The sequence below is a fragment of the Streptomyces sp. NPDC052721 genome, assembly GCF_040678315.1.
In the GTDB taxonomy this organism is placed as follows: Bacteria; Actinomycetota; Actinomycetes; order Streptomycetales; family Streptomycetaceae; genus Streptomyces.
Genome location: NZ_JBFATL010000016.1, coordinates 1 through 12436 on the forward strand (window position 1 = coordinate 1; position 12436 = coordinate 12436).

At 72.4% G+C, this 12436-nt stretch carries 12 protein-coding genes, 3 pseudogenes and 1 riboswitch; of the genes and pseudogenes, 9 read left to right on the forward strand and 6 right to left on the reverse strand.

Annotation, left to right across the window (positions count from 1 at the left end; genetic code table 11):
• The coding region (locus tag AB0L21_RS17300) for a cbb3-type cytochrome c oxidase subunit I (protein ID WP_365784861.1) at positions 1–1277 on the reverse strand (1277 nt) is incomplete at its 3' end.
• 106 nt (positions 1278–1383) lie between these two features.
• On the opposite strand from AB0L21_RS17300, the pseudogene AB0L21_RS17305 reads away from it, so the two are divergent.
• Positions 1384–1875 (forward strand): annotated as a pseudogene (locus AB0L21_RS17305) (sigma-70 family RNA polymerase sigma factor); the annotation flags it as partial.
• A 766-nt stretch (positions 1876–2641) separates the two neighbouring features.
• A complete protein-coding gene (locus tag AB0L21_RS17310; protein ID WP_365784863.1) occupies positions 2642–3616 on the forward strand; it encodes a CU044_5270 family protein in 975 nt (324 codons plus the stop codon).
• Positions 3617–3706: 90 nt separating this feature from the next.
• Here AB0L21_RS17310 and AB0L21_RS17315 read toward each other — a convergent pair whose 3' ends face one another.
• Together AB0L21_RS17315 and AB0L21_RS17320 are read right to left on the reverse strand one after the other, a co-directional pair.
• Complete coding sequence (locus AB0L21_RS17315; RefSeq protein ID WP_365710052.1) at positions 3707–4555, reverse strand: bifunctional 5,10-methylenetetrahydrofolate dehydrogenase/5,10-methenyltetrahydrofolate cyclohydrolase; 849 nt, start codon at positions 4553–4555, stop codon at positions 3707–3709.
• 26 nt (positions 4556–4581) lie between these two features.
• A riboswitch (ZMP/ZTP riboswitch) is annotated at positions 4582–4662 on the reverse strand.
• Positions 4663–4738: 76 nt separating this feature from the next.
• A complete protein-coding gene (locus tag AB0L21_RS17320; protein ID WP_365710050.1) occupies positions 4739–5104 on the reverse strand; it encodes a nuclear transport factor 2 family protein in 366 nt (121 codons plus the stop codon).
• 304 nt (positions 5105–5408) lie between these two features.
• Between AB0L21_RS17320 and AB0L21_RS17325 the strand changes: the two genes are divergently transcribed.
• From AB0L21_RS17325 to AB0L21_RS17340, 4 genes are all read left to right on the forward strand, one after another.
• Positions 5409–6497, forward strand: coding sequence for an S-(hydroxymethyl)mycothiol dehydrogenase (locus AB0L21_RS17325; RefSeq protein ID WP_365710048.1), 1089 nt, complete (start codon positions 5409–5411; stop codon positions 6495–6497).
• A complete protein-coding gene (locus AB0L21_RS17330) occupies positions 6497–7126 on the forward strand; it encodes an MBL fold metallo-hydrolase (protein WP_365710046.1) in 630 nt (209 codons plus the stop codon). Before AB0L21_RS17325 ends, AB0L21_RS17330 begins: the two co-directional genes overlap by 1 nt.
• A 108-nt stretch (positions 7127–7234) precedes the next feature.
• Entirely contained in the window at positions 7235–8149 is a 915-nt protein-coding gene (locus tag AB0L21_RS17335; RefSeq protein WP_365710044.1) for an SDR family oxidoreductase, read from the forward strand.
• A 52-nt stretch (positions 8150–8201) separates the two neighbouring features.
• A complete protein-coding gene (locus AB0L21_RS17340) occupies positions 8202–8993 on the forward strand; it encodes an SDR family NAD(P)-dependent oxidoreductase (RefSeq protein WP_365784865.1) in 792 nt (263 codons plus the stop codon).
• 3 nt (positions 8994–8996) lie between these two features.
• Here AB0L21_RS17340 and AB0L21_RS17345 read toward each other — a convergent pair whose 3' ends face one another.
• Positions 8997–9305, reverse strand: coding sequence for a hypothetical protein (locus AB0L21_RS17345; RefSeq protein WP_365784867.1), 309 nt, complete (start codon positions 9303–9305; stop codon positions 8997–8999).
• 203 nt (positions 9306–9508) lie between these two features.
• On the opposite strand from AB0L21_RS17345, the gene AB0L21_RS17350 reads away from it, so the two are divergent.
• Positions 9509–10204, forward strand: coding sequence for a L,D-transpeptidase (locus tag AB0L21_RS17350; protein ID WP_365784869.1), 696 nt, complete (start codon positions 9509–9511; stop codon positions 10202–10204).
• Positions 10205–10219: 15 nt separating this feature from the next.
• Here AB0L21_RS17350 and AB0L21_RS17355 read toward each other — a convergent pair.
• Positions 10220–10372 (reverse strand): annotated as a pseudogene (locus AB0L21_RS17355) (gfo/Idh/MocA family oxidoreductase); the annotation flags it as partial.
• 13 nt (positions 10373–10385) lie between these two features.
• Here AB0L21_RS17355 and AB0L21_RS17360 point away from each other — a divergent pair.
• A pseudogene (locus AB0L21_RS17360) lies at positions 10386–10577 on the forward strand (MarR family transcriptional regulator); the annotation flags it as partial.
• 170 nt (positions 10578–10747) lie between these two features.
• Complete coding sequence (locus AB0L21_RS17365) at positions 10748–10933, forward strand: hypothetical protein (RefSeq protein WP_030640852.1); 186 nt, start codon at positions 10748–10750, stop codon at positions 10931–10933.
• A gap of 105 nt (positions 10934–11038) precedes the next feature.
• Here AB0L21_RS17365 and AB0L21_RS17370 read toward each other — a convergent pair whose 3' ends face one another.
• Positions 11039–12415, reverse strand: coding sequence for a S1 family peptidase (locus AB0L21_RS17370; protein WP_365784871.1), 1377 nt, complete (start codon positions 12413–12415; stop codon positions 11039–11041).
• Positions 12416–12436: the final 21 nt, after the last annotated feature.

Sequence of the window (12436 nt, forward strand, 5' to 3'; positions counted from 1 at the left end):
GTGCCGTGGAAGCCGATGAACAGCGTCCAGAAGGTGATCTTGCCGAGGCGTTCGTCGAGCATCTTGCCGGTCCACTTCGGCCACCAGAAGTGGAACCCGGCGAACATCGCGAAGACGACCGTGCCGAAGACGACGTAGTGGAAGTGGGCCACCACGAAGTACGAGTCGGAGACGTGGAAGTCCATCGGCGGGGACGCGAGCATGACGCCGGTGAGCCCGCCGAAGACGAACGTGATGAGGAAGCCCATCACCCACAGCATCGGTGTCTCGAAGGACAACGAGCCCTTCCACATGGTGCCGATCCAGTTGAAGAACTTCACACCGGTCGGTACGGCGATCAGGAAGGTCATGAAGGAGAAGAACGGCAGCAGCACACCGCCGGTGACGTACATGTGGTGGGCCCACACCGTCACGGACAGACCGGCGATCGCGATGGTCGCGGCGATCAGACCCATGTAGCCGAACATCGGCTTGCGGGAGAACACCGGGATGACTTCGCTGATGATGCCGAAGAACGGCAGCGCGATGATGTACACCTCGGGATGGCCGAAGAACCAGAAGAGGTGCTGCCACAGGATCGGTCCGCCGTTGGCCGCGTTGAACACATGCGCGCCGAACTTGCGGTCCGCCTCCAGGGCGAACAGCGCGGCGGCCAGCACCGGGAAGGCCAGCAGGACCAGGACACCGGTCAGCAGCACGTTCCACACGAAGATCGGCATGCGGAACATGGTCATGCCCGGGGCGCGCATGCAGATGATCGTGGTGATGAAGTTGACCGAGCCGAGGATGGTGCCGAAGCCGGAGAAGGCCAGACCCATGATCCACATGTCGGCGCCGATGCCCGGCGAACGGACCGCGTCCGACAGCGGGGAGTAGGCGAACCAGCCGAAGTCGGCCGCTCCCTGCGGGGTGAGGAAGCCACCGACCGCGATGAGCGAGCCGAACAGGTACAGCCAGTAGGCGAACATGTTCAGCCGGGGGAACGCCACGTCGGGCGCGCCGATCTGCAGCGGCATGATCCAGTTCGCGAAGCCGGCGAACAGCGGCGTCGCGAACATCAGCAGCATGATCGTGCCGTGCATCGTGAACGCCTGGTTGAACTGCTCGTTCGACATGATCTGCAGGCCCGGACGGGCCAGCTCGGCGCGCATGATCAGCGCCATCACGCCACCGATCAGGAAGAACGCGAACGCGGTGACCAGATAGAGCGTGCCGATGGTCTTGTGATCGGTGCTGGTGAGCCACTGCACGGCTCTGGTGTCTCGGATCCTCTTCACGCCCCGCCTGTGTCCGCGCCCGGCCCGCAGGTCACACTCGGGGGACGCGAGGAGCATCACGCGAGAAGGGTGTGACGATGCGGGGGATGCCGGACACCAACCGAGCATGAGCAACGACGAGATCTTCGCCGCTGCCTATCGCGAGCACTACTGGGCGGTCAGCCGCTATGTCGCCAGGCGACTTCAGGGGCGGACCGACGAGGTGGAGGAAGTGGTGGCGGAGGTGTTCACGGTCGCCTGGCGGCGCCGGGCCGACCTGCCCGCCGCACCGCTGCCCTGGCTGTACGGGGTGGCCCGGAACTGCCTGGCCAACGCGGTACGCGGCTACGGGCGCCGGCGCCGGCTGGTGGACCGCCTGGGCAACGACGAGGCCGCGCACGGCCGGCACATCGCGGCAGGCCCCGACGCGGAGGCGCCGGGCGCCTGGGTGCACGAGGCCCTGGACCGGCTGTCCCCGGCCGACCAGGAGATACTGCGCCTCGCCGCCTGGGAGGAACTCGGCGCCGAGGAGATCGCGGTCGCCCTCGGCTGCGGCCGCCGCGCGGCAGCCATGCGCCTCCACCGCGCCCGCCGCCGCCTGCGCACAGAGATCGACCGCCAGCGCCTGGCGGCACCGTGGACCGGCACACGGCCCGAGCCGCACCCCCCGCGACCGCTGACCGGAGAACCGCCCGAGCCGCGCGCCGGGGCACCGTCGACCGGCACAGTGCGCAAGCCGCGCCCTGAGGAACCGGCGATCGACGCGGCGCCCGAGCCGCGATTGCGCCCTCCGGCACCGTCGACCGATACCGTGCCGGAGCCGCGCCCAGGTCCCGGGGCGCTGTCGCTCGCCTCGCCGTCGACGCCTGCCGGTGAAGCCGGTTCCGGGCGGCGTTCGGTCGAGTCCGCTCGTCCCCAGGGACGGACGCCCGCCCGTGCGGCCGGTTCGGGTCGGCAGCTGGCCGAGTCCGCTCGTCCCGAGACCCGGACGCTCGCCCGCGACACCGGTTCCGGGCAGTGGCCGGTCGAGCCCGCTGGCCCCCAGAGCCTGACCGCTGGTGAGGCTGGTTCGGGGCGGTGGCCGGTGGAGTGCGTTGGCCTCCAGGGCTCGACCGCTGGTGCGGCCGGTTCCGGGCGGCGTTCGGTCGAGTCCGCTCGTCCCCAGGGACTGACGCCCGCCGATGAGACCGGCCCGGGGCGGCCGGCGATAAGAGAGTCCGCTTCTCCCCAACCCCTGACACCTGTCGATGAGGCCGGTTCGGGGTGGCGGTCGGCTGAGCCCGCCCCTGTCCAGGGCCCGACGCCCGCCGGCGACGCCCGCCCCGACCGGCGATCCTCCCACCCCGCGCCCCTCACCGACGCATGCCTGCGCAAGGACCCCCGACATGCCTGACGAACTCGAACTCCTCCGGCGCGCCAACCCCCTACCGGACGACGGGCCGTACTTCGGTGACGGGCCCCTGGACCAGCGTGCCGAGTGGCGGCTGGAGCGGCTCCTGCATCAACCCCGCCCGACGCGCCGCATCCCCCGCGCCCGGCTGCTGTGGGGCCTCGCCGCCACGGGCGTCGTACTGGCGACCGCACTCGCCACGCTGGTCGGCGGGCCGAACACCCAGCCCGCCCTCGCCGCGCCCCGGCCGCTGACCGTCCGCGTCGACTCCACACCCGTCCCACTGACGCAGATGGCCGAACTGGCCGCGACCGCCGCCGCCGACGGCTCGCCGCGCCTGCGCAAGGGCACGCACGTGCAGTCGTGGAGCCTGAGCATGGCCGACGGGAAACCGCCCGTCACCCTGCCCGAGGAGCGGGTCGTGCGCTGGCGCGCGGACGACAGCCACACCGAGCTGGTCGTGGCGACCGACCCGCGCCGTCCGGGCCGCCCGGTCCTCACCGACGCGGGCGGAGACCCCCGCGTGGTGGCCGACGGTCACGTCCTCAGCCGGACCACCTACCCGCCGAGCTGGAGCGACGCCCCGCCGGAGGCACCGCCGCCGCACACCCCGGCCGCCCTGCGCGCCTACCTCGCCGAGACCGTCCGTACCGACTCCCTGGGCACCCCCCAGCTCCTCGATGCGGTGGCGGAGCTGCTGGATCACTGGACGCTGGGCGCCCGCGAGTCGGCGGCACTGGTCCGGGTCCTCGCGGACGCCGAGGGGTTGCGGCCCGTGGGACAGGTGACCGACCGCCTCGGCCGCCCCGGGCAGGCGTACGTGTACGAGGGCGGGGGCGGCCGGCGGATGCTGATCCTGGACCCGCGCACCGGCACCGTCCTCGGCCTGGAGACCACCTTCACGCGGGACGCCCCCGCATACGGCGTCAAGGCCGGGGACGTCATGGACTACAGCGCCTGGATGCGCTGACCGGCGATGCCTGCCGGTGACCCCCGCCGCCCGGCGCTGACCGGCGAGGCCTGCCGGTGACCCCCGCCGCTCGCCGTGAGCCCCGTCGCCCTACACCCCGAGCTGCCGGGCGGCGGCCGTCACCGTCTGCTGCAGGAGCATGGCGATCGTCATCGGGCCGACGCCGCCCGGTACCGGGGTGATCAGCGAGGCCCGCTCCACGGCCGAGTCGAAGTCGACGTCGCCGACGTTCCCCGGGTTGTAGCCCGCGTCGATGACGACCGCGCCCGGCTTGAGGTCCTGCCCGCGGATCAGCCGCGGCCGGCCGACCGCGGCCACGACGATGTCGGCCTCGCGGACCACCGCCGACAGATCACGGGTGCGGGAGTGGCAGTACGTCACGGTCGCGTCGCGGGCGAGCAGCAGCATGCCCACCGGCTTGCCGAGGATCGCGCTGCGGCCGACCACCACGGCCCGCTTCCCGGCCGGGTCGACGCCGTACTCGTCGAGCAGCCGCAGAATGCCGCCCGGCGTGCAGGACACGAAGCCCGGCAGCCCGAAGCTCATCGTGGCGAACGACGCGAAGGTGACACCGTCCACGTCCTTCTCCGGCGCAATCGCCTCGAACGCGGCCCGCTCGTCGATGTGGCCGCCCACCGGGTGCTGGAGCAGAATGCCGTGCACCCCCGGGTCGGCCGACAACTCCCGCAGGGTCGTGACGAGTTCGTCGGTCGTGGTGGTCGCGGGCAGGGCGACGTGCCGGGACTCGATGCCGGCCTTGCGGCTGCGGTTCTGCTTCATCCGGACGTACGTCACGGACGCCGGGTCCTCGCCGACCAGCACGGTCGCCAGACACGGCGCGGTACCGGTGCGTTCGGTGAGCTGGGCGGCCTTCTCCGCGGTGTCCGCGACGATGCGGCGGGCGAGCGCGGTGCCGTCCATCAGACGGGCCTGGGTCATGCTGCACACTCCTGAGCTGGATCGACTCTCCTCGCCCAGGCGCGCGGCAGCCACCACGGACCGCTCCCCGGTGGTGCTCCACCTCAGCGCCAGTCACGGCCCGCGTACAGCGTAACCGAGAGTGCGTACGACCTCCGGATCCCGCTCGGCCTCCTTCCGCTCCCGCCGTACCCGGCCGGGGGCCTACTCGTCCCAGGCCTGGATGATCAGCTGATCGGCGATCTTGCCGTCCCGCAGGGTGACCATCGACTCGGCGAGGACCCGGGTGCCGTCCCCGTACTCACAGGACTCGCTGTAGGCGGCGTGCTCGCCCTGGACGACGCACTGGTCCAGCCTGTGCGTCATGTCGCGGCTGTAGATGTCGTCCAGCAGTTCGGCGATCTGGCCCCGGCCGTGCAGGACCGTGGGATGACTGGGCTGGTTGTTGCGGTCGACGATGCGGATCTCCGCGTCGTCCGCGTAGAGCGACAGAAGGTTGTTGCCGGTGTTGCCCTCGATGGCCCGGCGCAGTGTCTCGGTGTCGAAAGCGGACCCCGCCGCGGTACCCATGATGACCTCCTTCGAGTGCCCGTGTGGTCCAGGTGCCCGTACGGTCCGGCCAGGAGCGGGCCGCACGGGCCCATCTCCGAGACTCCTCCGCCCCGGCGGCCCCGGCAAGCCCGGCCGCGGTCCGCCTCCCGGGTGGGCGCGGCCGGCGCGCTGAGCACGCCGGACTCGCCCGCCGCCGCTGCCCGGCCGGGTGATGCCCCGCGCGTGTCCGGAAAGATCCACGAAGCTCCTCGTGGCCCGCCCCGCTACCGATCGGTCGCGCGTAGTGTCGGCGGCGAAGGCAAACGAAGGAAGGGACCAGACCATGGCGCAGGAAGTCCGCGGCGTGATCGCACCGGGCAGGGACGAGCCCGTACGGGTCGAGACGATCGTGGTGCCGGACCCGGGGCCCGGCGAAGCCGTCGTACGCGTCCAGGCCTGCGGGGTCTGTCACACCGATCTGCACTACAAGCAGGGTGGCATCTCGGACGACTTCCCCTTCCTGCTCGGCCACGAGGCCGCCGGCGTCGTGGAGTCGGTCGGTGAGGGCGTCACCGACGTCGCCCCCGGCGACTTCGTCGTCCTCAACTGGCGCGCGGTGTGCGGGCAGTGCCGGGCCTGTCTGCGCGGCCGGCCCTGGTACTGCTTCAACACCCACAACGCGCGGCAGAAGATGACCCTCGCCGCCACCGGCCAGGAGCTGTCCCCGGCCCTGGGGATCGGCGCCTTCGCCGAGAAGACGCTCGTCGCGGCCGGCCAGTGCACCAAGGTCGACCCGGCCGTCTCCCCGGCGGTCGCGGGCCTCCTCGGCTGCGGGGTGATGGCCGGTATCGGCGCCGCGATCAACACCGGGAACGTCGGCCGGGGCGACGCGGTCGCCGTCATCGGCTGCGGCGGTGTCGGCGGCGCGGCCGTCGCCGGGTCGAACCTGGCCGGCGCGGCGAAGATCATCGCGGTGGACATCGACGACCGCAAGCTGGAGAAGGCCCGCACGCTGGGCGCCACCCACACCGTCAACTCCAAGGAGAACGACCCGGTCGAGGCGATCCGCGAGCTGACCGGCGGCTTCGGCGCGGACGTCGTCATCGAGGCCGTCGGCCGCCCGGAGACGTACCAGCAGGCCTTCTACGCCCGCGACCTCGCCGGCACCGTCGTCCTCGTCGGCGTCCCCACGCCCGAGATGAAGCTCGAACTGCCCCTGCTGGACGTCTTCGGCCGCGGCGGCGCCCTCAAGTCCTCCTGGTACGGCGACTGCCTGCCCAGCCGGGACTTCCCCATGCTGATCGACCTGCACCTCCAGGGCCGCCTGCCGCTCGACGCGTTCGTCACCGAGACGGTCCGACTGGACCAGGTGGAGCAGGCGTTCGAGCGGATGCACCACGGGGACGTGCTGCGCTCGGTGGTGGTGCTGTGATGACCGTGCGCATCGAACGCCTCGTCACCTCCGGGCAGTTCACCCTCGACGGCGGCACCTGGGACGTCGAGAACAACGTGTGGATCGTCGGCGACGAGCGGGAGGTGATCGTCATCGACGCCGCCCATGACGCCGAGGCCATCGCCCGCGCCGTCGACGACCGGCGCCTGACCGCCATCGTGTGCACGCACGCCCACAACGACCACATCAACGCGGCACCGGAACTCGCCGACCTCACCGGCGCGACGATCTGGCTGCACCCCGACGACCTGGCGCTGTGGAAGCAGACCCATCCGCACCGCGACCCCGACCGGCACCTCCTCGACGGCCAGGTCATCGAGGCGGCCGGCGCCGACCTCACCGTCCTGCACACCCCCGGACACGCCCCCGGCGCCGTCTGCCTGTACGACCCCGGCCTCGGCACCGTGTTCACGGGCGACACCCTCTTCAAGGGCGGCCCCGGAGCCACCGGACGCTCCTACTCGCACTTCCCGACCATCATCGACTCCCTCCGCAACCGTCTCCTCACCCTCCCGCCGGAGACGAAGGTCCTCACCGGGCACGGGGACGGCACGACCATCGGCGACGAGGCACCCCATCTGGAGGAGTGGATCGCCCGCGGCCACTGAGCCCGGCGGCGACACACCGCGGGACTCAGCGTAAAAGCCGACAGGAGATGTCCGGCTTACCGGCGACAGTGGACGACGACAGCAGTCGCACCGCACGGGAGGCCGGACATGTCAGGACCGCTGGAAGGCAAGGTGGCGCTGGTCGCCGGGGCGACCCGGGGCGCCGGACGGGGCATCGCCGTCGAACTCGGCGCGGCCGGCGCCACCGTCTACGTCACCGGCCGCAGCACCCGCGCCCACCGCTCGGAGTACGACCGTCCCGAGACCATCGAGGACACGGCCGACCTCGTCACCGCGGCCGGCGGGCAGGGCATCGCCGTGGCCGCCGACCACCTCGACACGTCCGCCGTACGGGACCTGGTGGACCGCGTCGCGGACGAGCGGGGCCGCCTCGACGTCCTCGTCAACGACATCTGGGGCGGCGAGAACCTCTTCGAGTGGGACACCCCCGTGTGGGAGCACGACCTCGACAACGGCCTCCGGCTGCTCCGCCTCGCGGTCGAGACACACGCCATCACCAGCCACTACGCCCTGCCGCTGCTGCTCCGCCGGCCCGGCGGCCTGGTCGTGGAGGTCACCGACGGCACCGCCGACTACAACCGTGACACCTACCGGGTGAACTTCTTCTACGACCTCGCCAAAACCTCCGTCCTGCGCATGGCCTTCGCCCTCGGCCACGAACTCGGCCCGCGCGGCGCCACCGCCGTCGCCCTCACCCCGGGCTGGATGCGCTCCGAGCACATGCTCGACGCGTACGGCGTCCGAGAGGAGAACTGGCGGGACGCCCTGGCCCGCGAACCCCACTTCGCCATCTCCGAGACCCCCCGCTTCACCGGCCGGGCCGTCGCCGCCCTGGCCGCCGACCCCGACGTGGCCCGGTTCAACGGCCGGTCGCTGTCCAGCGGCGGCCTCGCCCGGGTGTACGGCTTCACCGACCTCGACGGCAGCCGGCCGGACGCCTGGCGGTACCTGGTCGAGGTGCAGGACGCGGGCAAGCCCGCGGACGTCACCGGATACCGGTGAAACCGGGTGCCGAACCGGTGAAACGGCGCCCGGGGAGCCGTACCGTCGGCCCATGACTGATCCAACTCGCTTCGCTGGACACGGAGTTCTCGTGACAGGCGGCGCCCGCGGCATCGGTGCGGCCGTCGCCCGGCGGCTCGCCGAGGAGGGCGGCCGGGTGCTGGTCACCGACCGGGACCTGCCCGAGGCCGAACGGACCGCCTCCGCCCTGCGCCGACAGGGCCTGGCCGCTGAGGCGTTCGCCTGTGACGTGGCCGACCGCGCCGCCGTCGAGGCGGCCGTCGCCCACGCCGTCACCGCGTTCGGCTCGCTCGACGTGCTGGTCAACAGCGCCGCCCACTGCACTTCGGACGCCCCGTTCTTCGAGGACGACCCCGACGAGGCCTGGGCGCGCGACCTCGACATCACCCTCACCGGCGCCTACCGCTGCTGCCGCGCCGCCCTGCCGCACCTAGCCGCCTCCGGACGCGGGGCGATCGTCGGCATCGGCTCCGTCAACGGCCTGCAGGACTTCGGCAACCACGGCTACAGCGCCGCCAAGGCCGGCCTCGGCTCGCTCACCCGCACCCTCGCCGGGCACGCGGCGCCCCGGGGCGTGCGGGTCAACCTGGTCGTGCCGGGCACGGTCCGCACCTCGGCGTGGGAAGGGCGCGACGACGAACTCGACGCCGTCCGCCCCCTGTACCCGCTCGGCCGGGTCGGCGAGCCGGAGGACATCGCCGCCGCCGTCGCCTTCCTCGCCTCGCGCGACGCCGCCTGGATCACCGGGACCTCCCTCGTCGTCGACGGCGGCCTCACCGCCGTCAGCACCGGCTTCCGCGCGGCCGTCCGGCACACCTCCTGACCCTCAGCCCGAGGCCGCCAGCACCGAGAGCACCCGCTCCGCGTCGGCTTCCGTCGTCCGCCAGTTGCTGAACGCGGCGCGCCAGCGCGGACCGGCGCAACCGGAGGAACCGGGCGCCCACCGCTCGGCGAACCGGGCGAGGGCGCCGTCACCGCCCGCGCCCGCGGCCGGGAGCGGGTCCCGGCCGGGCACCGGCCCGGGCGCGGCGACCGGTCGTTCGGCGAGCCCCGCCACCTCCCGGACGGCGAGATCACGGGCGGCCTGGAGGAGTTCGGGGAGCCGGGCGAGGTCGTCGGCGAGAGCAGGGTGCATGCGGCGCAGCGTAGACGGTCACCGCCCACCGCCCGAGGTGCCGTACGGCCGGAAGTTCACCGTTTCGTCACAGCCTGACCGGAACCACAACCATCTGCGGCCCGGCCGGGTCTAGTGGTCCGACATCGCGGGAATCGCGCTGGAGAGCACCGGGGAGGCCCGGGCGAACGAAACGGGCAAAAGGGGAAGGGGAAGAGGCCGCCATGGGGGTCATACGCAGAAGAGGTGCGGTCGCACTGGGCGTCACGGGACTGGTGGCGCCGCTGGCGCTCGCGTTCACCGCGACGCCGGCCCAGGCCGCGAGCTGCACCACACGGACGGGGCCGTACCAGAAGCAGGTGGAGAAGTTCCTGGGCCGGCCGGTCGACGGCAAGCAGTCCGCCGCGGACTGCAAGGCCATCCAGGCCTTCCAGACCAAGCACGGCATCACGCCCAACATCGGCTACGCCGGTCCCGTCACGTGGGGCGTGATGGACCTGATGAACAAGCAGAAGGCCGTCGGGAACAAGCCGAACAAGGACGGCAAGTGCCCGGTGAACAAGGGCCGCATCGCCTGCGTGAACCTCACGCTCCAGCTCAGCTGGATCCAGGACGGCAGCCGGCTCGTCTACGGCCCGGTGCCGGTGCGCACCGGACGCGACGGCTACGAGACCCGCACCGGCCTCAAGAAGATCTACTGGCGGGACATCGACCACGTCTCCACCATCTACAACGTGCCGATGCCCTACAGCCAGTTCTTCGACGGCGGCCAGGCCTTCCACTCGGTGGGCCTGAGCATGTGGAACCCGCCCGGTTCGCACGGCTGCGTCAACATGACCACCACGGTCGCCAAGAAGTACTGGTCGCTGCTGAAGAACGGCGACGACGTCTTCGTCTACGGCCGCAAGCCCGGCACCTGAGCCCGCCGGGATCCGTCACGCCTCCGGCGCGTCCCCGAAGCCGGGGATCCGCAGCCGGACGCCGCCCTGCCGTGCCGATTCGTGCGCGATGACGCCCGGCGGGGTGCGGCGAGCGGCCACCCACGTGTTCACCGGCGGCGGTGTCCGCGTGGTGACGGCGGTGACGAAGGTACGGCCCGGTCACCAGGTCCGTGCCGTCACCGGCCGGGACGCCGGCTACGAGGGGATCCTCGCCGGCGCCGTCGCGCAGATCGCCGACTTCGCGATGCCGCGGAAGCTCCTGCTGGCCGGAGAGGGTGTCGGCCTCATGGGTGTGGCGGGGAACACGGTCCGCGACACCATCCGCTCCCGCCGGCACCCGCCGGCCACCCCGGGCAGGTACTGGCGCCCGGCCGGACCGGGGCGTGGGTCGGGGCATGGCGCGGCGGGTGAACCGAGTGGTGAACTCCCGCTTCCGCTTGACACATTGACGTGATGAGTAACACGGTCCGAAATGTCCGTATCGCGGGTACTTGCTCACAACGCCTTCACCTCGGTCGGCATATGCTTCACAGCATGTCCACCACTGTTGAAGCCGTCTCCGAGCGATCGGCCGCGGAGGTCAACGAGGAGATCCGGGCCTTGTGGCGCCGGTCGGGCGGGACACTGACCACCGAGCAGCGCGCGGAGTACCAGCGCCTCGTGATGGAGTGGGCCGCCGCGGCCCCGCAGCCGCACCGGGCGGCCTGACCGACCCCGCGCACACCGCGCCGAACCGTCCGGGCACCCGTGAACGCACGGGTGTCCTTCTCGTCGTACCCTCCGGCTCTTCTCGCCGCAGCCCCGGGCCTCCCGTCAGCCCCACGTCGCCGAGTAGTACCGCTGATACGCCTTGCGGTCCTGCTCGGCCCGGATGTACCGGGTCGCCACCAGCGCGATCAGACTGCCCGCGATGACCAGCAGCCCCGGCCCGATGTTCCGGGTGTCCGTCAGCCGCGCCAGCAGAGTGCTGCCCTCCGGCACACCCGTGACCGGCGCCGAGGAACCCGGCGAGGCCGCGCTCGGCGCCATCGCGCCCTGGACCGCGGAGGCCGACGGCGCGGGGGAGGGGGTGCCTGCCGGGGCGCCTCCCGCGTTCTGCGCCGACACGATCAGCCGGACCCCGAGCGCCGTCAGCGCCTTGGTCACCGGCTGGAAGAACGTCGTCCCGCCCGTGGTGCAGTCGCCGTTGCCGCCCGAGGTGACGCCGAGCGCGATGCCCTCGGAGAACAACGGGCCGCCGCTGTCACCCGGTTCGGCGCACACGGTGGTCTCGATGAGCCCGGTGACCGTGCCCTCCGGGTAGTTGACGGTCGCGTTCAGCGCCGTGACCTGGCCGTCGCGCAGACCGCTGGTGCTGCCGCTGCGGAACACCCGCTGCCCCACCGCCGGATCGGCAACCCCCGTGATCCGCACCCCCTTGCCGCCGCCGATCGCGACGACGTCGGCGCCCGCGCCGGCCTTGCCGCCGGCGTACTGCACGAGCGAGAAGTCACTGCCCGGGAAGGAACTGTTCACGGTCCTGCCGAGCTGCCGATCCCCCTGGTTGTCGGCGAACCAGGTGGACCCGGAGGGCCCGCAGTGGCCCGCGGTGAGGATGAAGTCGGACTGCCCGTTGGTGACATTGAACCCGGCCGAGCAGCGACCGCCCGTCGACAGGATCGGCTGGGCGCCGTTCAGCCGCGTGGTGAACGTGCCCTTCGTGCGCTCCATGTGCACGAAACCGCCGATCTCCGTGGCCACCCGGGTCAGCCGCGACCAGTCCCCGGCGGACACCGTGCGGTCCGCCCGCACCACGACCCGGTTGGTCCGGTAGTCCACCGCCCACGCCGTGCCCGGCACCCGCGGGGCCGAACGCAGCGTGGACGTCGCCGACTTCAGCTCGTTCATGCTGTGCGACACGACCTTCGCCTCCGCCCCGGCCCGCCGCACCTCCCGCGCCGCCGCGTCGTCGGTCACCGCCACGACCGTACGCCCGTCGGCGCCGATCCAGCTGCCCGCCGTGCGGGCCGTGCCGAGCCGCGCCACCAGCGCGGCGCCGGTGTCGCCGGTGGCGGCGAGCGGTCTGGCGGAGGCGGGCGGAGTCTCGCTCGCCATGGCCGCCTGGGCGACCATCGCGCCCCCCAGGAGGAGACCGCCGACCGCCGCCAGCCGTGTCACTCGCCGGACGACCCGTCGTCGTGCGTGCCGCATGCATGGCTCCCGAAGCCGAAC